This is a genomic window from Phytohabitans houttuyneae, assembly GCF_011764425.1.
GTDB classification, from domain to species: Bacteria; Actinomycetota; Actinomycetes; order Mycobacteriales; family Micromonosporaceae; genus Phytohabitans; species Phytohabitans houttuyneae.
The window spans coordinates 1,383,890-1,402,678 of sequence record NZ_BLPF01000004.1 but is presented as its reverse complement, the minus strand read 5'-3'; the positions used below and the strand labels follow the sequence as shown (position 1 = coordinate 1,402,678).

General features: G+C 72.7%; 21 protein-coding genes. 15 read left to right on the top strand and 6 right to left on the bottom strand.

Annotated elements, in window-relative coordinates; translation table 11 throughout:
* Nucleotides 1–31 precede the first annotated feature (31 nt).
* Together Phou_RS55965 and Phou_RS48405 are read right to left on the bottom strand one after the other, a co-directional pair.
* Entirely contained in the window at nucleotides 32–526 is a 495-nt protein-coding gene (locus Phou_RS55965; RefSeq protein WP_345510074.1) for a calcium-binding protein, read from the bottom strand.
* A 626-nt stretch (nucleotides 527–1,152) separates the two neighbouring features.
* Nucleotides 1,153–2,472 (bottom strand): FAD-binding oxidoreductase, encoded by a 1,320-nt coding sequence (locus Phou_RS48405; RefSeq protein ID WP_173071218.1) that lies wholly within the window; start codon nucleotides 2,470–2,472, stop codon nucleotides 1,153–1,155.
* Between the two features lie 158 nt (nucleotides 2,473–2,630).
* Between Phou_RS48405 and Phou_RS48400 the strand changes: the two genes are divergently transcribed.
* Nucleotides 2,631–3,005, top strand: coding sequence for an STAS domain-containing protein (locus tag Phou_RS48400; RefSeq protein ID WP_173071216.1), 375 nt, complete (start codon nucleotides 2,631–2,633; stop codon nucleotides 3,003–3,005).
* Here Phou_RS48400 and Phou_RS48395 read toward each other — a convergent pair.
* Nucleotides 2,910–3,896, bottom strand: a complete 987-nt coding sequence (locus Phou_RS48395; RefSeq protein WP_173071214.1) for a sigma-70 family RNA polymerase sigma factor — start codon at nucleotides 3,894–3,896, stop codon at nucleotides 2,910–2,912. The two genes, Phou_RS48400 and Phou_RS48395, sit on opposite strands and share 96 nt — an antisense overlap.
* Before the next feature lie 147 nt (nucleotides 3,897–4,043).
* On the opposite strand from Phou_RS48395, the gene Phou_RS48390 reads away from it, so the two are divergent.
* Both Phou_RS48390 and Phou_RS48385 read left to right on the top strand, forming a co-directional pair.
* Entirely contained in the window at nucleotides 4,044–4,703 is a 660-nt protein-coding gene (locus Phou_RS48390) for a DUF998 domain-containing protein (protein ID WP_173071212.1), read from the top strand.
* 81 nt (nucleotides 4,704–4,784) lie between these two features.
* The gene (locus Phou_RS48385; RefSeq protein ID WP_173071210.1) at nucleotides 4,785–5,909 is read left to right on the top strand and encodes a hypothetical protein; all 1,125 of its coding nucleotides are present in this window, start codon (nucleotides 4,785–4,787) and stop codon (nucleotides 5,907–5,909) included.
* Between the two features lie 208 nt (nucleotides 5,910–6,117).
* Here Phou_RS48385 and Phou_RS48380 read toward each other — a convergent pair whose 3' ends face one another.
* Together Phou_RS48380 and Phou_RS48375 are read right to left on the bottom strand one after the other, a co-directional pair.
* Entirely contained in the window at nucleotides 6,118–6,432 is a 315-nt protein-coding gene (locus tag Phou_RS48380) for a hypothetical protein (RefSeq protein ID WP_173071208.1), read from the bottom strand.
* Between the two features lie 87 nt (nucleotides 6,433–6,519).
* The gene (locus Phou_RS48375; protein WP_173071206.1) at nucleotides 6,520–7,914 is read right to left on the bottom strand and encodes an FAD-dependent oxidoreductase; all 1,395 of its coding nucleotides are present in this window, start codon (nucleotides 7,912–7,914) and stop codon (nucleotides 6,520–6,522) included.
* 95 nt (nucleotides 7,915–8,009) lie between these two features.
* Between Phou_RS48375 and Phou_RS48370 the strand changes: the two genes are divergently transcribed.
* The 9 genes from Phou_RS48370 to Phou_RS48330 all read left to right on the top strand — a co-directional run bounded on the left by Phou_RS48370 (nucleotide 8,010) and on the right by Phou_RS48330 (nucleotide 15,293).
* Complete coding sequence (locus tag Phou_RS48370) at nucleotides 8,010–8,999, top strand: NAD-dependent epimerase/dehydratase family protein (RefSeq protein ID WP_173071203.1); 990 nt, start codon at nucleotides 8,010–8,012, stop codon at nucleotides 8,997–8,999.
* Nucleotides 8,996–10,411, top strand: a complete 1,416-nt coding sequence (locus Phou_RS48365; RefSeq protein WP_173071201.1) for an amidase — start codon at nucleotides 8,996–8,998, stop codon at nucleotides 10,409–10,411. Before Phou_RS48370 ends, Phou_RS48365 begins: the two co-directional genes overlap by 4 nt.
* Before the next feature lie 68 nt (nucleotides 10,412–10,479).
* Nucleotides 10,480–11,307, top strand: coding sequence for an SMP-30/gluconolactonase/LRE family protein (locus tag Phou_RS48360; protein WP_173071199.1), 828 nt, complete (start codon nucleotides 10,480–10,482; stop codon nucleotides 11,305–11,307).
* 86 nt (nucleotides 11,308–11,393) lie between these two features.
* Entirely contained in the window at nucleotides 11,394–12,212 is an 819-nt protein-coding gene (locus Phou_RS48355; protein WP_173071197.1) for a class I SAM-dependent methyltransferase, read from the top strand.
* A gap of 7 nt (nucleotides 12,213–12,219) precedes the next feature.
* Nucleotides 12,220–12,576, top strand: coding sequence for an AfsR/SARP family transcriptional regulator (locus tag Phou_RS48350; RefSeq protein ID WP_173071195.1), 357 nt, complete (start codon nucleotides 12,220–12,222; stop codon nucleotides 12,574–12,576).
* Nucleotides 12,495–13,322 (top strand): AfsR/SARP family transcriptional regulator, encoded by an 828-nt coding sequence (locus Phou_RS48345; protein ID WP_173071193.1) that lies wholly within the window; start codon nucleotides 12,495–12,497, stop codon nucleotides 13,320–13,322. Before Phou_RS48350 ends, Phou_RS48345 begins: the two co-directional genes overlap by 82 nt.
* Entirely contained in the window at nucleotides 13,211–14,014 is an 804-nt protein-coding gene (locus Phou_RS48340) for a hypothetical protein (RefSeq protein ID WP_173071191.1), read from the top strand. The genes Phou_RS48345 and Phou_RS48340 overlap by 112 nt, the downstream gene beginning before the upstream one ends.
* Nucleotides 14,015–14,023: 9 nt before the next feature.
* Nucleotides 14,024–14,710, top strand: a complete 687-nt coding sequence (locus tag Phou_RS48335) for a carbon-nitrogen hydrolase family protein (RefSeq protein ID WP_173071189.1) — start codon at nucleotides 14,024–14,026, stop codon at nucleotides 14,708–14,710.
* A 49-nt stretch (nucleotides 14,711–14,759) separates the two neighbouring features.
* Complete coding sequence (locus Phou_RS48330; RefSeq protein ID WP_173071187.1) at nucleotides 14,760–15,293, top strand: GNAT family N-acetyltransferase; 534 nt, start codon at nucleotides 14,760–14,762, stop codon at nucleotides 15,291–15,293.
* A 107-nt stretch (nucleotides 15,294–15,400) separates the two neighbouring features.
* On the opposite strand, the gene Phou_RS48325 is transcribed toward Phou_RS48330, so the two are convergent.
* On the bottom strand, nucleotides 15,401–16,048 hold the full coding sequence (locus Phou_RS48325; protein WP_173071185.1) for a hypothetical protein: 648 nt from the start codon (nucleotides 16,046–16,048) through the stop codon (nucleotides 15,401–15,403).
* A 78-nt stretch (nucleotides 16,049–16,126) separates the two neighbouring features.
* Between Phou_RS48325 and Phou_RS48320 the strand changes: the two genes are divergently transcribed.
* From Phou_RS48320 to Phou_RS48310, 3 genes are read left to right on the top strand one after another with little or no spacing between them, the layout of a single operon-like run.
* Nucleotides 16,127–16,624 (top strand): beta-class carbonic anhydrase, encoded by a 498-nt coding sequence (locus tag Phou_RS48320; protein WP_173071183.1) that lies wholly within the window; start codon nucleotides 16,127–16,129, stop codon nucleotides 16,622–16,624.
* Nucleotides 16,625–16,668: 44 nt separating this feature from the next.
* Complete coding sequence (locus Phou_RS48315) at nucleotides 16,669–17,424, top strand: sugar phosphate isomerase/epimerase family protein (RefSeq protein ID WP_173071181.1); 756 nt, start codon at nucleotides 16,669–16,671, stop codon at nucleotides 17,422–17,424.
* Nucleotides 17,421–18,521, top strand: a complete 1,101-nt coding sequence (locus Phou_RS48310) for a Gfo/Idh/MocA family protein (protein WP_173071179.1) — start codon at nucleotides 17,421–17,423, stop codon at nucleotides 18,519–18,521. Before Phou_RS48315 ends, Phou_RS48310 begins: the two co-directional genes overlap by 4 nt.
* The last annotated feature ends 268 nt before the right edge of the window (nucleotides 18,522–18,789 follow it).

The window sequence follows — 18,789 nt, the reverse complement described above, 5'->3', positions numbered from 1 at the left end:
GGGGCAGGCCGGCTGTCGCCGGCCGCCCGGCTCAGCATGGATAGGTCGGCACGTAGTTGATCAGGTAGATGATGTAGCTGACGTCGGTGGACGGCTCGTCCGAGCACTCGTCGTTGCCCTGCCCGCCGTCGATCGTGTCGGCGCCGGGCCCGCCGAGAATCAGGTCGTCGCCGAGGTTGCCGTTGATCTCGTCGTCACCGTCGAAGCCGACGAGCTGGTCGTTGTCCTCGTTGCCCTTGATGGTGTCGTCGCAGGGCCCGCCGATCAGCAGGTCGTTGCCGGGCCCGCCGATGATCGTGTCGTTGCCGCCGCCCCCCTCGATGACGTCGTCGCCGCCGTAGCCGCGGATCAGGTCCGGGCCGCTGGTGCCGACAAGGTAGTCGGCGCTTTCCGTGCCCGCGATGTACAGGCCGAAGTCGACGTCGCAGACGTCCACCGCCTGCGCCGGCGCACCGACCGCCGACGCGGTACCGGCCGCGATCAGACCAGCGACCACCCACAGTGCCGCCCTCGCGCGTGCTCTCATGACGCTCCCCTCCGGACCGACGGCCGCCCGTTCGAGCGACCGCGGGCAGCGTCGCACCGGCCCGTCATCGTGGCGTCATTGCGAGCCGCTCGGCCTCCGCCGGCTGGCCCCGTCGAGCATGATCGTTGTCCCGAAAACCGCGCTCCGCACGGCGTGTCGCGCGGGTTTCGGGACAATGCTCAAGCGCCGATCCGCCGGTCACGCGCCTTCGGGGCGGAGGCGGAGGGTGCGGGGCTGGGCGCGCGGCTCGGGCGTCTCCGCGGCCAGCTCCGCGGCGAGGTCGAGGCCAGGCCCGGTCAGCCGGTAGAGGTGGCGGGGCGGGCGGCCGGGCGGCGGGGAGGTCTCCCAGGTGGTGTCGAGCAGGCCGCGGTCGGCAAGGCGGATGAGGATCGGGTACATCGAGCCGGCCTTGAGCCCCACCTGCTGGCACAGCTCGTAGCCGTAGCGCCAGGCGGAGGGCTCTTCCGCGAGCGCGAGCAGCACCGCGACCGTCTGCGCCGAAGGGCGCCGGGAACGCGTCATGCCCAAACTCTATATAGCTAGATTTCGGCTGTCCACTCAAGGGCCCGATCAGCGGGCACCGTCGGGCGGCCGCGGCCTGGGCCACGACCGCCACGGTACGGCTGTCAGCGTGCCGCCAGGCGGGCCGCCGGGTGAACGTCTGGGGTGATGTTGTGGCCGGTCCGGAACACGTTGTCCGGGTCGTAGGCGGCCTTCACGCTGCGCAGGCGCCGCAGGTTCGCCGGGGTGTACGCGCTCGCGGTGCGCCCCGGGTCGGCGAGGAAGTTGAGGAACGAGGCGCCGCTGCCGTACGGGCGCAGGGCCGAGGTCAGCGCCGGCACCGACGCGTCGACGATCACCGAGAACGGCATGTCGCGGTGCCCCACCGGCCCCGCGTCTGCACCGGGGGCCGCCATCGCGCCGCCCCAGTGGCGGATCTCCACGGTGGACGCGAGGCCGTCCTCGTGCGCGCCGGCCAGCACGCGCAGCACCGGGTCGGGCAGGGTCGGGAAGAGGTCCAGGTAGCGGGCCGGGGTACCGCCCATCGCGGCGTCGGCGTACCGCATGGTGCGCATGTCGTCGTGCAGCACGGGACCGGCCGCGTTCCACAGTGGACGCAGCAGGCAGCGGGCCTGGTCGGCGTCACCGGCGTACATCGCCTTGATCATGACCACTCGGCGGCCGCGCACCGCCTCGGGGACCTCGGGTGAATCGGGCATGCGGCGCAGCAGCGCGGCGGTGCTCAGCTCGTCGGGCGCGGTGGCGGCCCAGTCGCGGTACCAGGCCAGCGTCTCGGCGGCGTTGTCGGCGGCGAAGTACGCGGCGCCGGCGAACACCCGCGCGACCGGGTAGAGCCGGAACTCCAGCGCGGTCACCACGCCGAAGTTGCCGCCACCGCCGCGCAGCGCCCAGAAGAGGTCGGGGTTGCGGTCGGCGCTCGCGGTCACGGTACGGCCGTCGGCGGTCACGACCTCGGCGCGCACGACGCTGTCGGCGGCGAAGCCGTGGCGGCGGCCGAGCCAGCCCACGCCGCCACCGAGGGTGTACCCGGTGACGCCGACGTCCGGCGACGAACCTGACAGCGGGGCCAGGCCGAACGGGGCGGCGGCGGCGAGCACGGCGCCCCACCGCGTGCCGGCGCCGACCCGGGCGATCCGGCGGTCCGGGTCGACAAGCGCGGTGGCCAGGCCGCCGGTGCGGACCAGGATGCCGCCGTCGTTTGCCGTGTGGGTGCCGTGGCCGGTGGCCTGCACCGAGAACGGCACGTCGAGGGCGCGGGAGGTGACCAGCGCGGTACGCACGTCGGTGGTGTTCGCGGCTTCCACGATGACCGCCGGGCGGGCGTCGACGGCGGGGTTGAGGGAGCGGCGGTTCTCGTCGTATCCGGGCTCGCCGGGCAGGTGCACCTGACCGGCGAACCGCTGCCGAAGGGCCTGCGGGTTCATTGGCGTTCCCCTTGATCGTTGATCGCTCTGTCAGGGGGTCAGACGGCCGGGGCCGGCCGAACTCATCGCCGCGCGCCAGTTTTCTTCGGCGCGATGATTTTCCGCGTGCCGGACGGTCTCAACGTATGTACCCGCATCCCGGCGACTGGAGGTCCGTCATGAGCGCGCCCGTGTTCGTGGTGGGCCCGTCGGCCTGCCGCGCCGATGTACCGGTGCTCTGCGAGCACCTGGCGTCGATCGTGCGGGACAGCCCGGCGGACGTTGTCGTCTGCGACGTGCGCCAGATAACCAGCCCCGACGCGGGCACGATCGACGTGCTCGCCCGGCTGCAGCTGATGGCACGGCGCCTCGGGTGCGGCATCCGGCTCTACGGCGTGCACCCTCGGCTGCGCGACCTGCTGCTGCTCACCGGCCTGAGCGAGGTGCTGCCGGTGCTGTCAGTCGAGCTCGTCGAGGCTGGCCGGGAGGCCGAAGAGCGGGAAGACGCGCTCGACGTCCAGGAACGAGTTGATCCCGGCGATCTTTCCGCCTGAGATCTCCAGGACGATGAGCGCCCACGGCCGGTGCTCGCCGTTGGGCCCACTGGGCCGGTACTGCCCGAACGCGGGCAGGCCATTGGCCACGGTGGGGATGAGCCGCGAGCCGCGGCACGGCGCGCCGGGGCCGAGCATCCACTGGGCGATCTCGTCGTGGCCCTGGAACCAGAGCGGGATCGGCGGCATCGAGAGCGTCGCGTCCTCGTGCAGCAGCGAGGCGAGCGAGGCCATGTCATACGCCTCGAACGCCTGCACGTAGCGGGAGAGCAGGTCGCTCTGGTCCTTGTCGAGCGGCTCGAGCCGGTCGCCGGTCATGTCGACGGACGAGATGGTCGCCCGGGCCCGCTGGAGCGCGCTGTTGACCGAGGCGACGGTGAGGCCGAGCAGCTCGCCGGTCTCCTGCGCGGACCAGGCGAGCACCTCGCGGAGGATCAGCACCGCGCGCTGCTTGGGCGGCAGGTGCTGGAGCGCGGCGACGAACGCCAGGCGGATCGAGTCGCGGGCCACGGCCACGTCGGCGGGGTCGCTGCGGTCGGGCACGACGCGGCTGTCCGGCACGGGGCCCACCCACACCTGCTCGGGCAAAGTCACGACCTCGGTGACCTCGCGGGTTTTGGCGGACGGGCCGAGCTCCATCGGGCGGGCGCGGCGCTGGGCGCTGCCGAGCATGTCCATGCAGACATTGGTGGCAATCCGGTACAGCCAGGAACGCAGCGCCGAACGCCCCTCGAACCGGTCATACGCCTTCCAGGCGCGCACCATCGTCTCCTGGACCGCGTCCTCGGCCTCGAACGCCGAGCCGAGCATGCGGTAGCAGTAGCCGTTGAGCTCCGTCCGGTACTCCTCCAGGCGCGACTCGACGCCCACCACACTCGTGGCCTCACCCATGGTGAACCCCCCATCGGCCGTATTCGGCCCCAACCTACCCGAGACCTCCGACAACGACTTATCCAAAATCAGCATGGATCTCGCGATGAGTTACGGCGACGCGGCCGGTCTACCCCGGCACAGAACATTGCGAGAGAGGAACCGGACATGACCCAGATCGCCACCACCCCCGCCGCCGTAGCCACGCCCAGCCGGACGAACGCGCTGCTCACCGCCGGCGTGCTCGCCGGGCCCGTCTTCGTCGTCACGGTCCTGGCGCAGGCGTTGACGCGCGACGGCTTCGACCCGAGACGGCACCCGCTGAGCCTGCTCGCCCTCGGTGACCTCGGCTGGATCCAGATCACCAACTTCGTGGCCTGCGGCGTGCTGGCGTTCGCCTCCGCGTTCGGGCTCCGTCGGGCCCTGCGCGGCACCCGGGCCGGCACGTGGGGCCCGATCCTGATCGGCACGTACGGCGTGGGCCTCGTCTGGGGTGGCGTCTTCAGTGCCGACCCGGCGTACGGCTTCCCGGTCGGCACCCCCGACGGCGCGCCCGAGCAGCTCAGCTGGCACGGCGTGCTGCACGGCATCGCGCCGGCCGTGGCCGCCATCGCGCTGATCGCCGCCGCGTTCGTCTTCGCCCGCCGGTTCGCCGCCGAGGGCCGTCGCGGCTGGGCCGCGTACTCGATCGGCGCTGTCGTCGCGGACCTCGCCCTGACGGGCGTAACGTTCGCGGTCGACGACTACCGCTGGATGCTGGCCGGTGGCGCCGTGATCTGGACCTGGGCCGCCGCCGTCACCGCACACGTGCTCCGCACCCGCCCCTGATCCACCCGCTGGTGTCCACCGTGGCCGGCGAAATGTCCACGGTGGACACCAGCAGGTGCCGCGAGCCGCTATATTCATCGAGTGGCGTCAAGACCGCGGGGGTTGCGCGTCCTGTTCTTCGCCGCGCTGCTGGTGATCGCCTCCACACCGGCGCCGGCCATCGCTGCCGCACCGATGACGTATGCCTCGTTCCGGGTGGTCAGGGCCACGCCGGGCACACCCGGCGCGCCGCAGATCGCGCTGCCGAGGGGTTACACGCGGGTCGCCGGCTCGCAGCACCAGGTGGCCAGCCGGGCGGAGTTCTACGCCTTTGTGAAGGGTCCACGCAGCGCGCGCGTCAAGGTCTCGGTGCGGTGGCCGGGCGTGCCGGTGGCGGCGGTCGTCGCCGGAAACAGGCGGCTCGCGGTCGCCGTGGATCCGGACGACCCGTGGCGGATCACGTTCACGCTGGCGGTGACCGCCTCCTCGGCGGGTGCCGCCCAGGCCACGCTCCAGGTCTTCAGCCACCCGAGCGGCAAGACCGCCAGCGGCGTGTACTGGCGGATCGAGCACAACGACCCCGACCGCGCCGCCGGCTACTGGGCCCGCGTCAAGTGGCCGGCCGCCGAGGTCAAGGCGGCGACCAACTTCATGGTGGCCGCCGAGGCGATCCTCCAGGACTCGGGACTGGCCGCCGCCGCGCGCCGGCGCGGGCATTTCTTCGCGCTGATGGGCTTCGAGACAAACAACCTGCTGCACCCCGACAACCCGCCGCACTGGCACCTGTCGTACTACCCGGGCCGCACATTCGGCGCACCCAAGGCCCACGTGCCGCACCTCCTGCTCGACGAGCAGGGCCGCATCACCCAAAACGGAATGGACATCCAGGGGCAGGGGCGCAGCACGTTCGCCACCGGCGCGCCGGCGCGCATCCACGACGCCGCCGGCGACCTCGTCGTCACGCTCACCATCCGCCCCGGCGGCGGCCTCGACATCCAAGCGCCGGGCGGCCCGCGCTACTCGATCGTCGCCGACGACGACCGCTTCGACCGCGCGGTCCGCGTCTACCGCGACGGCCGCGCGTGGCGCTGGATCGCCCACCACGACGCCGCCCGCCTCGGCGGCCTCGTCACGACCGTGCTGGGCGCCACGTCGCCGGTCACCGTCTACCGGTACGACCGCCTGACCGGCATCATCGAGTCCGTGCAGCACAACTCGCCGGCCTAGCCTTCAACAAATCCAAACCCAACCCAGACGCGGGCTACCGCGATGCCCGTCGCGGTAGCCCGAAGTCTCGTGTTTTCGAAGCCTGCCGCCGGCGGCGCCGGACGGTCGTCGCGGCGGTTGCGTGCGAACACCGGCCCGCGCGTCGTCGGGCGGGCCGGTGTCCACCTGAAACGAGGTGGCGGCGGTGGGCCGTGGGGACGGTCCGGGATCAGCCGCGCGTCTCGATCCAGACACTTTCGATCGTGTGCGGCGGGTAGCCGGTGATCGAGATGCCGCCCACCGGGGCCCACTCGCCCGCGGCCGGGATGCGGCCGACCTCGGGCAGGAAGTGGCGCACGACGATGTGGATGCGGTGCTCGCCGGTGCCGCTCGCGCAGTAGCTCTGCACGCTGCGCGGGCTGGCGTTGAACGAGATCGTGCAGTCGGTCGGGGCGGCCAGCGCGGCCGCTGGCGTGACGGCGACCAGGCCGGCGGTGGTCAGGACGGTGGCGATGAGCATCGGGCCGAGCTTGCGCATCTTCATGAATGCTCCAACGGGGCCGTGCCGACAATGAGCGAACGCGCCGCCCAAGAACTAGAAGGAAACCTTACTAAAAGAAAAAGCGAGCCGTCAATGGCTGGCGATGCGGGGCAGCAGCGCCTCGGTAAACCGCCACAACAGCGACGAGTCGTGCGTGTGGAACGCGGCACCCGTGTAGAACGTGCCGTTCCGTCCCTGCAGCCCGTACAGCCGGCGGTAGAAGCCACCCGCGACGTCGCCGGCGCCCACCACCAGCTCGAACGGGTTGTGCGCCTTGAAGATCTCCAGGCCCGCCAGCTCCACCGGGTACGAGCCGGCCGTGCGCAGCCGCCGGATGTCCGCCACGATCGCGTCCCGTACCGCGCGGTCGCTCACCGGCGCGGCGCTGCCGTACTTGACGCCCCACAGGTTGGGCACGCCGGTCACGGTGAGGCCGTACCAGCCGGGCAGGGGCGCGAGGTTGTACGGGGTGTCCGCGCCGACGTTCACGAGCGAGACGCCCGGCGGCATGCCCGACAGGCGGGCCACCGCGGTCCAGTAGTGGTGGTGGCGGAAGCGGCCGAAGATGCCCCGTTCGGTGGCGTCCAGGTCGAAACCGTCGAAAGTGGACAGCAGCGGCGGGGCGGTGACCAGCAGCTTGCGGCACTGGATCACCCGCTGGCCGTGCGGCGTGGCCACCCGCACCTGGATGCCGTGCGTGCCGCGGTGCACCTGCGTTACGCGCGCGCCGAGGAGCACGTCCGCGCCGAGGTGGGCGGTGATCTTCTCGTACAGCTCGCTGTTGTCGCGCCGCTCGGTGATCAGGAGCGAGCCGGTGAGCACACTGTTGATCACGCTGAGGCTCACGTTCTTGAGCACGTAGACCGCCGGGATGCGCAGGATGTCGCCCAGGCCCTGCGCGTACCCGTTGAGCAGCTGCAGTATCGACTCGAGCCCGTGCTTGACCGCGAACTCACCGAACGGCAGCAACAGGTCCGCCGGCACCGGATCGGGCAGCTCGAAGCCCGCGTCGAGGTACGGGTACCGCTGCAGCAGCGCGATGTAGGCGGGCAGCGCGGCCGGCGCCGGCGGCGTGTACCCCGGCACCACGAGACCGGTGCGGAAGTCGACGTAGTGGTTGGCCGTCCCGCCCTGGCCCGTGTACCGCACCAGCGGCACGTCGAAGCGGCCGAAGAACTCGCGGACCAGCGGGATGTCGTGGTAGATCAGCACGCCGATGTCGGTGCTGCCGCCGCTCAGCGGGTCGTGGTAGGTCTCGGTGTGGCCGCCCAGCCGCCCGGCCCGCTCCACCACCGCCACGCTGTGGCCGAGGTCGCGCAGGCGGACCGCCGCGTACGCGCCGCTCGCGCCACCACCGATCACACAGACGTCACGGCGGATCACGCCGGACGCCGCGGCGGCGGAGCCGGGGGCGAGCGCGGCAGCCGCCGCGGCCACGCCGGTACCGCCGAGAATTCGCAACGCATCCTTGCGGGTGACACCCATCAGGGGTTCCTCTCTACAGTGGACCGTTCGCGATCAAGATCCGGGACATGATATTTCCTCGCACTCGGCATGGGGATCAGCGTTAAGGTGGCGGCGTGGGTGATCTCCGGGTGCTCTTCATCGGCGGCAGCGGCATCATCAGCTCCGCGTCATCGCGTCTGGCCGTGGCGAGCGGCATCGACCTCTACGTCCTCAACCGCGGCACCACCACCCACCGCCCGCTCCCGCCCGAGGCCACGGTCCTCCGCGCGGACGTGCGCGACCCCGCCTCGGTGGCGGCCGCGCTCGGCGACCTCGACTTCGACGCGGTGGTCAACTGGGTGGCGTTCACGCCCGAGCACGTGCGGGCCGACCTCACCGCGTTCGCCGGCCGCACCCGACAGTACGTCTTCATCAGCTCGGCCTCGGCATACCAGACCCCGCCCGCGCGGGTGCCGGTCGTGGAGTCGACGCCGCTGCGCAACCCATTCTGGCTGTACTCCCGCAACAAGATCGCGTGTGAGGACCTGCTCGTCGCGGCGTACCGGGACAGCGGCTTCCCGGCCACGATCGTGCGCCCCTCGCACACGTACGACCGCACGCTCGTCCCCTTCGACGGCGGCTGGACGATCGTCGAGCGGATGCGGCAGGGCAAGCCGGTCGTCGTGCACGGCGACGGCACCTCACTGTGGACGCTCACCCATCACGAAGACTTCGCGCGCGGGTTCGTGCCGCTGCTCGGGCACCCGCGGGCGGTCGGCGAGGCCGTACACATCACCTCGGACGACGTGCTGACCTGGGACCAGATCGCGTACGAGCTGGCCGCCGCGGCGGGCGTCGAGCCGCGGATCGTGCACGTGCCCTCCGACGCGATCGCGGCCGAAGACCCGGACTGGGGCGCGGGCCTGCTCGGCGACAAGGCCCACTCGATGGTGTTCGACAACGCGAAGCTGCGCGGCCTTGTGCCGGGCTTCGTCGCGACGATCCCGTTCCACCAGGGCGCCCGCGAGATCGTGGCCTGGCACGACGAAGACCCGGCCCGCCGTCGGGTCGACCCCCGCTTCGACGCGGCGATGGACAAGCTCGCGGCTGCCTACGCACCGTGAACCCGCGGGAGTACGCGACGCTCGACGCGGTCGGCCTCCGCGCGCTGATCCGCTCGGGCGACGTGACCGCCGCGGAGGTCGAGGACGTGGCCCGTGAGGCCATCGACGAGGCGAACGCCGAGCTCAACGCGCTCACCCTCCCCCTCTTCGCGCCCGCGCTGGACCACGAGCCGGGCGGCCCGCTGGGCGGCGTGCCGTTTCTCGTCAAGGACAGCGGGCCGGTCGCCCGAGGCGTGCCGTTCACGCTGGGTAGCCGCGCGATCCGCGGCGCCACCGCGATGGTCGACCACGACCTCATGTCCCGCTTCCGCGCGGCCGGCCTGGTCACGCTCGGCCAGACCACCGCTCCCGAGCTTGGCCTCACGTTCGCCACCGAGTCCCTGCGCTACGGCGTCACCCGCAACCCCTGGGACCCGGCCCGCGGCGTCGGCGGCTCGAGCGGCGGCGCGGCCGCGCTGGTGGCGGCCGGCGCGGTGCCGCTGGCACACGGCAACGACGGCGGCGGCTCCATCCGCATCCCGGCCGCCTGCTGCGGCCTGGTCGGCCTCAAGCCCAGTCGCGGCCGCACGCCTTCCGGCCCGGCGGCGGGCGAGGTCGGCTTCGGCCTGATCGTCGAGTTCGCCCTCACCCGCACCGTCCGCGACGCCGCCCACCTGCTCGACGCGGTCAGCGCACCCGCGGTCGCCGACAAGTACTTCGCGCCGCCACCGCCCCGCCCGTTCGCCGAGGAGGTGGGCGCCGCCCCGGGCCGGCTGCGGGTGGCGCTGACGACGGCGGCCTGGTCCGGCACGCCGGTGGACCCGCAGGTCGCCGGCGTCGCCGAGACCGCCGCCAAGCTGCTGGAGCTGCTCGGCCACGAGGTCACGCAGGCGAGCCCGACCGTGGACCCCGACGCGCTTGTCGAGGCCGCGATGCTGGGCGTCTACGGCACCGGCGGCGCGATGCTGAGCGCACCCCGCCGCCCCGACACCGCGCTGCTGGAGGCCGTGTCCCGCCGCGTGATCGCCGAGACCGAGGCGGCGAGCGCGCTCGACCTCATCCGCGCGATCGACGCCCAGCACCGCGTCACCCGCCCGGTCGGCCTCTTCCTCAACCGGTACGACCTGCTGGTCACCCCCACGCTCGCCCAGCTGCCCGCACCGCACGGCACGCTCGACTACGACAACCCGGACTACACGGCCCGCTCGTGGCTGCGGCGCATCTTCGAGTACGGCCCGTTCACCGCCGCCTTCAACATCTCCGGCCACCCGGCGATCAGCCTCCCGATCGGCCAGAGCCGCGAGGGCCTGCCGATCGGCGTGCAGCTCGTGGCCGGCTACGGGCGCGAGGGCCTCCTCCTCCGCGTGGCCGCCCAGCTCGAGCAGGCGGCACCCTGGCACGGCCGGGTCCCCACACATTTCGTCGGCCGGTAGGTGTCGAAAAGCGGGAGCCGGCTTCTACGTCCCGGGTGAGAGAAGGCCCAAACACACGGGAGGAACCGATGAACACCCTGCTGACCGGGCTCGCGATGGGCGAGTCGCCGCGCTGGTACGACGGGTGGCTGTGGCTGTCCGACATGGGCGCCAACGAGGTCGTTCGCGTGGATCTCGACGGCAAGAGCGAAGTCGTCGTCTCCGTACCGGGAATGCCGATGGGTCTGGGCTGGCTGCCGGACGGGCGGTTCCTCGTCGTCTCGTCGCTGGATGGCAAGCTGCTGCGCCGCGAGCCGGACGGCTCGTGGGTGACCCACGCGGACCTTGCTCCCCTGTCGCCGTTTCCGTGGAGCGACATGGCCGTCGACGGGCGGGGCAACGCCTACGTCGGCAACATCGGGTTCGAGTTCGGCGTCGGTGAGCCGGCGCCCGGAATCGTCGCGCTCGTCACGCCGGACGGGCAGGTGCGCGAGGTGGCGGACGGGTTCGAGTTCGCCAACGGGATCGCGGTCACGCCGGACAACCGCACGCTGATCGTCGCCGAGTCGTACGGCAACCGGCTCACCGCGTTCGACATCCTGGACGGCGGCGGGCTCGCCAACCGGCGGGTGTGGGCGGACCTGCCCGGCGGCTTCCCGGACGGCATCTGCCTCGACGCCGACGGCGCGCTCTGGTACGCGGACGTGCCCGGCCAGCGCTGCGTGCGCCTGCGCGAGGGCGGCGAGGTGCTGCGGACCGTCACATTCGACCAGGGCGCGTTCGCCTGCATCCTGGGCGGGCCGGAAGGCACCACGCTCTTCGTCACCACCGCGCCGTGGCCGCCGCCGCAGGACGGCTCGCGCGCCGGTCGCGTGCTCACGGTCGAGGCGCCGGCACGCGCTGTCGGATACCCGTAAGAGCCGTCACACGCCCCGTCACACGGTCGGCCGGTCTCCTTGAGTCGAAAGATCACGCAGTGGAAAGATCACGCAAGGAGAACACCGTGACAAGCACAACCATCGACTTCGAGACGATCAAGAAGAACCAGCGGGCGGGCTGGGAGACCGGCGACTACCCGCGGGTCGGCAACACCCTGCAGATCATCGCCGAGCTGCTCGTGGAGGCGGCCGACGTGCGTGCCGGCCAGAAGGTGCTCGACGTCGCCTGCGGCCAGGGAAACGCCGCGATGGCCGCCGCCCGCCGCTTCGCCGATGCCACCGGCGTCGACTACGCGGCCAACCTGCTGGAGCAGGGCCGGGAGCGGGCGGCCGCCGAGCACCTGGACGTGATGTTCAAGGAGGGTGACGCCGAGGCCCTGCCGGTGCCGGACCGCGCGTTCGACCTGGTGGCGAGCACGGTCGGCGTGATGTTCGCGCCGGACCACCAGCGGGCGGCCGACGAGCTTGTCCGCGTCACCAAGCCGGGCGGCAAGATCGCGCTGGCCTGCTGGACGCCGACCGGCATGATCGGCGACCTCTTCAAGACCGTCGCGAAGTGGGCACCGCCGCCGGCCGGCGTCCGCCCGCCGACGCTGTGGGGTACGCCCGAGCACCTGGCCGCCCTCTTCGGCGACCGGGTGGAGTGGACCGCGCTGACCGGCCGGACCTACACGTTCCGGTACCACTCCCCCGAGCACTTCTCGCAGTGGTTCCGGGAGTTCTACGGCCCGATCACGCGGCTCGCCGGCACGCTGCCGGAGCAGGACCGGGAGCGGTTCGCGATCGACCTGGCCGAGGTGGCCGTCCGCTTCAACCGGGCCAACGACGGCACGGTCGCGGCGCCGGCCGATTACCTCGAATCCGTCGGCGTCGTGCGCGGATAATCCGGTCGTGTACATCGTCAGGTTGCTCGGACCGCCGTCCATCGACGTGGACGGCAGCCCGGCCCGCTCGCCGCGCGGCCGCAAGGCGTGGGCGCTCCTGAGCTACCTGCTGCTCGCCGAGCGCCCGCCCAGCCGGCGGCACCTGGCCGAGCTGCTTTTCGCCGACGCCGACGACCCGCTGGGGGCGCTGCGGTGGACACTCGCCGAGCTGCGGCGGTCGCTGGGGGCACCGCCGCGTTCGTGGGAGATCCGGTCTCCACCGCTCTCGATGGCGGGATCGCGGTGGACGTACACCTGCTGGCGGATCCGGACGGCGACCCGTCCCCGCTGCTCGACCTCGGCGGTGAGCTGCTCGAAGGGGTGAGCCTGCCGGCCTGCCTTGAGTTCGAGTCGTGGCTGCTGGTCGAGCGGCACCGGGTTTCCGCCGCGGTCGAGGCGCGGCTGCGCCAGGCGGCGGTCGCACTGCTGGCCGGCGGGGCGGCGGACGAGGCGGTCGGGTACGCGGCCCGGGCCGTTGCCCGCAACCCGCTCGAAGAGGGCAACCACGAGCTGCTGGTACGCAGCCTCGCCGTGGCCGGCGACCGGGCCGCGGCACTGCGGCAGATCGCGGTCGGTGAGGACCTGCTGCGCCGGGAGCTGGGACAGGAGGCGTCGGCGGCACTGCGTGAGGCCGCCGACGTGGGGCCGGAGTCGGCGATGGTCTCCCCGCTCAGGGGCCGGGCCGCCGCGCTCAGCCAGCTGGAGGCCGGCCGGGCGGCGATCGCCGCCGGTGCCGTGGACGCGGGGTTGCAGTGCCTGCGTCGCGCGGTCACCGAGGCGGCGCGGTCCGGCGACGCCGCGGTGCAAGGGCAGGCGCTGTGCGCGCTCGGGGTGCGCTTGTGCACGCGGTACGGGGGCGGGACAACGAAGGGGCCGTTGTCCTGGAAGAGGCCATCCAGCTGGCCGGCCGGGCCGGTGACCGCGCCACCGCGGTCACCGCGCACCGGCAGCTCGGCTTCGTGGAGGTGCAGGCGGGGCGGCGGCGTACCGGCGAGACCTGGCTGGCCCGCGCGGCCGCGCTCGCCGAGACCGACGCGGAGCTCGCCGCGATCCTCGGCGTACGGGGGATGAACGCCTCCGACCGCGGCGACTACCCCACCGCGCTCGCCCAGCTCGGCGAGTCGGCGGAGCGTGCGGCGAGCGCCGGCGACCAGCGGCAGCAGGCGTGGTCGCTGTCGGTGCTCGCCCGCGCCCATGTGCTGCGCGGTGAACGCAGCCAGGCGACCGCCGCGCTGGACCTGTCGCTGGCGCTGATCCACGAGCAGCGGTGGATGGCGTTCCTGCCCTGGCCGCAGGCGCTGCACGCCGAGCTGGACCTGGCCGCCGGCCACGCCGACGCCGCGGCCGACACGCTGGAACGGGCCTGGACGCTCGCCCTGCAGGTCGACGACCCGTGCTGGGAAGGCATGGCCGCACGCGGGCTCGGCCGGCTGCACGCCGCGCGCGGCGACCGGGCGGGCGCGGCGCAGTGGATGGGCGAGGCGCGGCGGCGCTGCTCCGCGGTGCCGGACCGCTACCAGTGGGTGCACGGTTACGTGCTGGACGCGGCCGCCGCCACCGCCATCGAGCACGGCGAACGCGAACGCGCCGAGGCCCTCGTCGGCTCGCTGTCATCGCTTGCCGCCCGGTGCGACCTGGGCGAGCTCGTCGTGCGCGCACACCTGCACCGGCACCGCCTCGGCGACCCGAACGCGCTCGGCTCCGCCCGCCTGCTCGCCGCCGGCATCGAAAACCCGGCGCTGGCGGAAATGTTGAGTGGCTAGCCTGCTCGCATGAGAGAGCCGCTGACCATCACCGTCGCGCAGCCGCACATCGTCTCGCACGACGTCGCCGCGAACGTGGCCACCCACGCCGCGGTGGTCCGGGCCGCGGGCACGCGCGTGGTGGTCTTTCCCGAGCTGTCCCTCACCGGGTACGAGCTTGAAGCCTCCACTGTGGACATCACCGATCCGCGGCTCGCCCCACTGGTCGAGGCGTGCGCCGCGTCGGGCACGCTGGCACTCGCCGGCGCCCCGGTAGACGGCCCGCACATCGCGATGCTGGCGGTGGACGGCCGCGGCGTGTCGGTGGCGTACCGGAAGATCAACCTGGCCGGCGCGGAGCCCGCCCGGTTCGTCCGCGGCGACAAGCCGGCCGCGATCGACATCGACGGGTGGCGCCTGGGCCTCGCGATCTGCAAGGACACCGGCGTGCCGCAGCACGCGGCGGACACGGCCGCGCTCGGCATCGACGCCTACGTGGCGGGCGTCGCCGAGGACGACGCGGGCGTGCTGGCCGAACGCGCGCACCGCGCGGCCACCACGCACGGCGTGTGGGTCGCGGTGGCCAGCTTCGCCGGCCCGACCGGCGGCGGCTTCGACACCACGGCCGGCCGGTCGTCCGTCGTGAGCCCGGCCGGCGAGGTGGTCGCCCAGGCCGGCACCGAGCCCGGCGACCTGGCCCGCGCGACGCTCACCTGAGGCGCCGTCGGGGTTGGCCTCGCACCGGACATTGCGGTCTGATGGGGAGATGGACGAGGTCTCCATACGGCTGCGGCCGGTGGCCGAGGAAGACCTGGTGATGTTCCAGCGGTTTGCGACCGAGCCGGGGCTGATCGGTCTGGACTGGACGGGCTTCAAGGATCCGCAGGCGCCGGTGCGGCGTTTCGCGGTCGACGGCTTCCTCGGCGCGGAGAGCAGCCGGCTCATGGTCGAGGTGGAGCGGGAGCGGGTCGCGGCCGGGTTCGTGAGCTGGGCGCTGCGCGACTTCGGCGGCCCGACGAAGCACTGGGAGATCGGCATCGCCCTGCTGCCCGAGTGGCGGGGGCGCGGGATCGGCTGGCGGGCGCAGGCGATGCTGTGCGACTACCTGTTCACGCACACGCCGGTCCAGCGGATCCAGGCCGGCACCCACCCGGAAAACATCGCGGAGCAGAAATCGCTGGTGAAGGCGGGCTTCGCGCTGGAGGGCGTGGTACGCGCCTGCGAGTTCCGGGACGGCCGCTGGTGCGACGGATACCTCTACAGCCGCGTGCGGGACGACCCGTCGCCACTGCGGTCGTGAGCGCGCCCCGCCGCGAACTCGCGGCGCAGGCGAGCCAGCGCCTCCTCCAACTCGCCCCGGACCTCCGCGGTCGTGAGCGCGCCCCGCCGCGGACCCCGAGCGCTGGCCTAGCGGCCGGCGAACTCGCGGCGCAGGCGGGCCAGCGCCTCCTCCAACTCGGCCCGGACGTCCGCGGTCGAGCCGACCGCCGGGTCGAGCGCGACGAGCCACAGGACCTCGTCCGTTGCGGGGGCCCGGCGGGCGGCGATCCGGGCCGGGCGGCCGGCGATCTCGACGCGGGTGGCGATCAGCGTCGTCCAGGCGATCCGCTCGCGGGCGAGCGCGAGCAGGCGGGTCGCCCGCGCGACGTCGATGATCGTGCGTGGCGGCAGGCCGGGTGCCCAGGCGGTCAGGACGAGGCCGCGCTCGTGGCGGTCGGCGCGGGCGATCCGCTCCCACCCGAGGCGCGTCCACTCCCCCGCACCGCCGGCCGGGCTCGTGCCGCCCACCCGCAGAACGCCGTCCGGGAACGGGGCGCCGGCCACGGTGGCGAGGGCGCGGTCCGGGCCGCGCGTGTCGCCGACCGGGCCGTCGTCGACAGCGGCGCCGCAGTAGAGAGCGCGGTCCGTGGCGATCACACCGCCACGGTCGAACAGCACGCGCTCGCCGCGCGCCAGAAGTGGGCCGGGTGGGGCCGGGATGGCGCGGGCACCTGCCGCGCGTCGGCGCGGCCGGACCGCCGGCCACCCCGGCAGCCAGGGCGTGGTGGTGGCCATGGCTCACCGTAACATTGATAAACCTAAATGTATATATCGATCTACCCACTACTCCTATCGAGTCAGTAGAGTAATTGCATGACGGTCACCGACGAGCTGCTCGCCAACGCCGAGCGCTACGCACAGTCCTTCGACAAGGGCGACCTGCCACTCCCACCTGCCCGCGGCGTCGCGGTGCTGGCGTGCATGGACGCGCGTCTCAACCCGTACGGCCTGCTCGGGCTCACCGAGGGCGACGCGCACGTCATCCGCAACGCGGGCGGCGTGGTCACCGCCGACGAGCGCCGCAGCCTCGCGATCAGCCAGCGCCTGCTCGGCACCACCGAGATCATCCTGATCCACCACACCGACTGCGGGATGCTCACGTTCACCGACGACGGCTTCAAAGCCTCGATCGAAGCCGAGACCGGGCTCAAGCCGGACTGGTCGGCGGAGGCGTTCGGCGACCTGGAGGAGGACGTGCGGCAGTCGATCCGCCGCATCCAGGCCGACCCGTTCATCCCGCACAAGGACAAGGTGCGCGGGTTCGTGTACGACGTGCGGACGGGCAAGCTCACCGAGGTGCTCGCTTCGTAACATGACATGGTGCTGCCAGCACACATATCTGTTAGCCTCCGAACATGGCTCTGCAATCGCTCTCGCTGCAGCTCTACAGCGTCCGCCATGCCCTCGACGATGATCTCCCGGGCACGCTCGCCCGCGTGGCCGAGATCGGCTACCGGCAGGTCGAGGCCTCGCACAAGCTCTACGCGCGCGGGCCGGAGCTGGCCCGGGCGGTGCGCGAGCACGGGTTCGGCGTGCCGACCTTCACGTCGCCGCTCGTCGCGCTGCCCGGGCGCGAGGTGCCGGACGTCGAGGAGGTGTTCGCCGCCGCACGCGAGCTGGGCGCCACCGCCGTGATCGACACGTACATCCCGGAGGAGCACTGGACCTCCCGCGCGGACGTCGCGACGATCGCCGCCGGCCTCAACGCGGCCGCCGAGCACGGGCTGCGCGTGGGGTACCACAACCACTGGTGGGAGCTGGAGCGGCGGTTCGACGGGCGTACCGCGCTGGAGGTCCTCGCCGACGACCTGCGCCCCGAGGTCGTGCTGGAGATCGACGTGTACTGGGTCGCAGTCGGCGGCGAGGACGTGCTCGCGCTGCTCGACCGCCTCGGCGACCGGGTGCGCTTCCTGCACCTCAAGGACGGTCCGATCAGCCGCGACAACACCCAGCAGCTCCCCGCCGGCCGCGGCAAGCTGCCGATCGACGAGATCATCGCCACCACGCCTCAGGTGGAGGCGGGCGCGGTCGAGTTCGACGAGTACGCCGGCGACATCTTCGAGGGCATCGCGGCCAGCTTCGACTACCTGCGCCCGAGGACCGCGGCATGAGCGGACCCACGGGCGTCGGCGTCATCGGCGCCGGGCGGATCAGCGGCCAGTACCTCGACAACCTCACCAGCTTTCCCGACCTCGAGGTGCGCATCATCGCCGACCTTTTCGAGGACAAGGCGGCCGAGCAGGCCAAGGCGTACGGCGTGGCCGAATGGGGCCCGCCCGAGCGCGCACTCGCCCACCCCGACGTCGACATCATCGTCAACCTGACGATCCCGGCCGCCCACGCCGAGGTGTCGCTCGCCGCCATGCGGGCCGGCAAGCACGTGTGGTCGGAGAAGCCGCTCGCGCTGGACCGCGCGAGCGGCCGCGAGCTGCTGGAGACCGCGGCGGCGACCGGCCGGCGGATCGGGTGCGCGCCGGACACGTTCCTCGGGGCTGGCCTGCAGACCGCGCGGCGCATCATCGACCGCGGCGACATCGGGCAGCCGCTGACCGGCCTCACCCTCTTTGAGGTCCCCGGCCCGGTCGACGACCACCCCAACCTCGAGGTGCTGCTGTCCCGCGGCGCCGGCCCGCTGTGGGACATGGGCCCGTACTACCTGACCGCGCTCACCCAGTCCCTCGGCTCGTTCCGCTCGGTGGTGGCGCTGGGCCGCACCGCCCGCCCGGTCCGCACCCTGCTGACCGGCGCCAGGACCGGCGAGCAGATCACCGCGGCGGTGCCGACGCACGTGACGTTCCTGGCCGAGTTCGTCGAGGGCGGCGCGTCGACGAGCGTGCTGAGCTGGGACTCGCCGCACCGCCGGGTGGGGCACGTGGAGATCGTGGGCACCGAGGGCACGCTGACCATCCCCGACCCCAACCACTTCGACGGCGACCTCACGATCCGCCGCAAGAGCGACAGCGAACCCACGCTTGTCCCGGCCACGGGCCCGATCGCCGGCCGAGGCCTGGGCACCCTCGACATCGCCCGCGCGGCCCGCGCCGGCGTGCCGCACAGGGCGTCGGGCGAGCTCGCCTACCACGTACTCGACACGATGGCCGCGATCACCGAGTCCATCGAGCGCGGTGCCCCGGTCGCGGTGCGCAGCCGCGCCCCCAGGACCGAGCCGATCCCCGAGGACTACGACCCGTACGCCCGCACGATCTAGAGACCAAAACCAGACGCGAGCTACCGCGACGCCCGTCGTGGTCCGGACCGTTGCTCCCGCGGCCTCACCCTCCGCGGGCGTGCTTCTGCAGATCTTTCGAGGCGGGAGTGCGCGAGTCCGCCCGCGGTTTGGCACCGTCGTCGCGGTCAGTGACTGCCGATCAGGTGGAGGCGGTGTGAGCTTCCAGATCTTGGTGAGTTAGCGCGCCATTTCGACGCTAACTTGCCAAGATCTACCGGATCGGGCTCCTGGGCGACCGCGGAGGGTG

What these genes read in the sequence shown, in the direction of transcription:
- Phou_RS55965 (WP_345510074.1), bottom strand. Translation starts at nt 526, where the DNA reads ATGAGAGCACGCGCGAGGGCGGCACTGTGGGTGGTCGCTGGTCTGATC.
- Phou_RS48405 (WP_173071218.1), bottom strand. Translation starts at nt 2,472, where the DNA reads ATGAACCCGCAGGCCCTTCGGCAGCGGTTCGCCGGTCAGGTGCACCTG.
- Phou_RS48400 (WP_173071216.1), top strand. Translation starts at nt 2,631, where the DNA reads ATGAGCGCGCCCGTGTTCGTGGTGGGCCCGTCGGCCTGCCGCGCCGAT.
- Phou_RS48395 (WP_173071214.1), bottom strand. Translation starts at nt 3,896, where the DNA reads ATGGGTGAGGCCACGAGTGTGGTGGGCGTCGAGTCGCGCCTGGAGGAG.
- Phou_RS48390 (WP_173071212.1), top strand. Translation starts at nt 4,044, where the DNA reads ATGACCCAGATCGCCACCACCCCCGCCGCCGTAGCCACGCCCAGCCGG.
- Phou_RS48380 (WP_173071208.1), bottom strand. Translation starts at nt 6,432, where the DNA reads ATGAAGATGCGCAAGCTCGGCCCGATGCTCATCGCCACCGTCCTGACC.
- Phou_RS48375 (WP_173071206.1), bottom strand. Translation starts at nt 7,914, where the DNA reads ATGGGTGTCACCCGCAAGGATGCGTTGCGAATTCTCGGCGGTACCGGC.
- Phou_RS48360 (WP_173071199.1), top strand. Translation starts at nt 10,480, where the DNA reads ATGAACACCCTGCTGACCGGGCTCGCGATGGGCGAGTCGCCGCGCTGG.
- Phou_RS48335 (WP_173071189.1), top strand. Translation starts at nt 14,024, where the DNA reads ATGAGAGAGCCGCTGACCATCACCGTCGCGCAGCCGCACATCGTCTCG.
- Phou_RS48330 (WP_173071187.1), top strand. Translation starts at nt 14,760, where the DNA reads ATGGACGAGGTCTCCATACGGCTGCGGCCGGTGGCCGAGGAAGACCTG.
- Phou_RS48325 (WP_173071185.1), bottom strand. Translation starts at nt 16,048, where the DNA reads ATGGCCACCACCACGCCCTGGCTGCCGGGGTGGCCGGCGGTCCGGCCG.
- Phou_RS48320 (WP_173071183.1), top strand. Translation starts at nt 16,127, where the DNA reads ATGACGGTCACCGACGAGCTGCTCGCCAACGCCGAGCGCTACGCACAG.
- Phou_RS48315 (WP_173071181.1), top strand. Translation starts at nt 16,669, where the DNA reads ATGGCTCTGCAATCGCTCTCGCTGCAGCTCTACAGCGTCCGCCATGCC.
- Phou_RS48310 (WP_173071179.1), top strand. Translation starts at nt 17,421, where the DNA reads ATGAGCGGACCCACGGGCGTCGGCGTCATCGGCGCCGGGCGGATCAGC.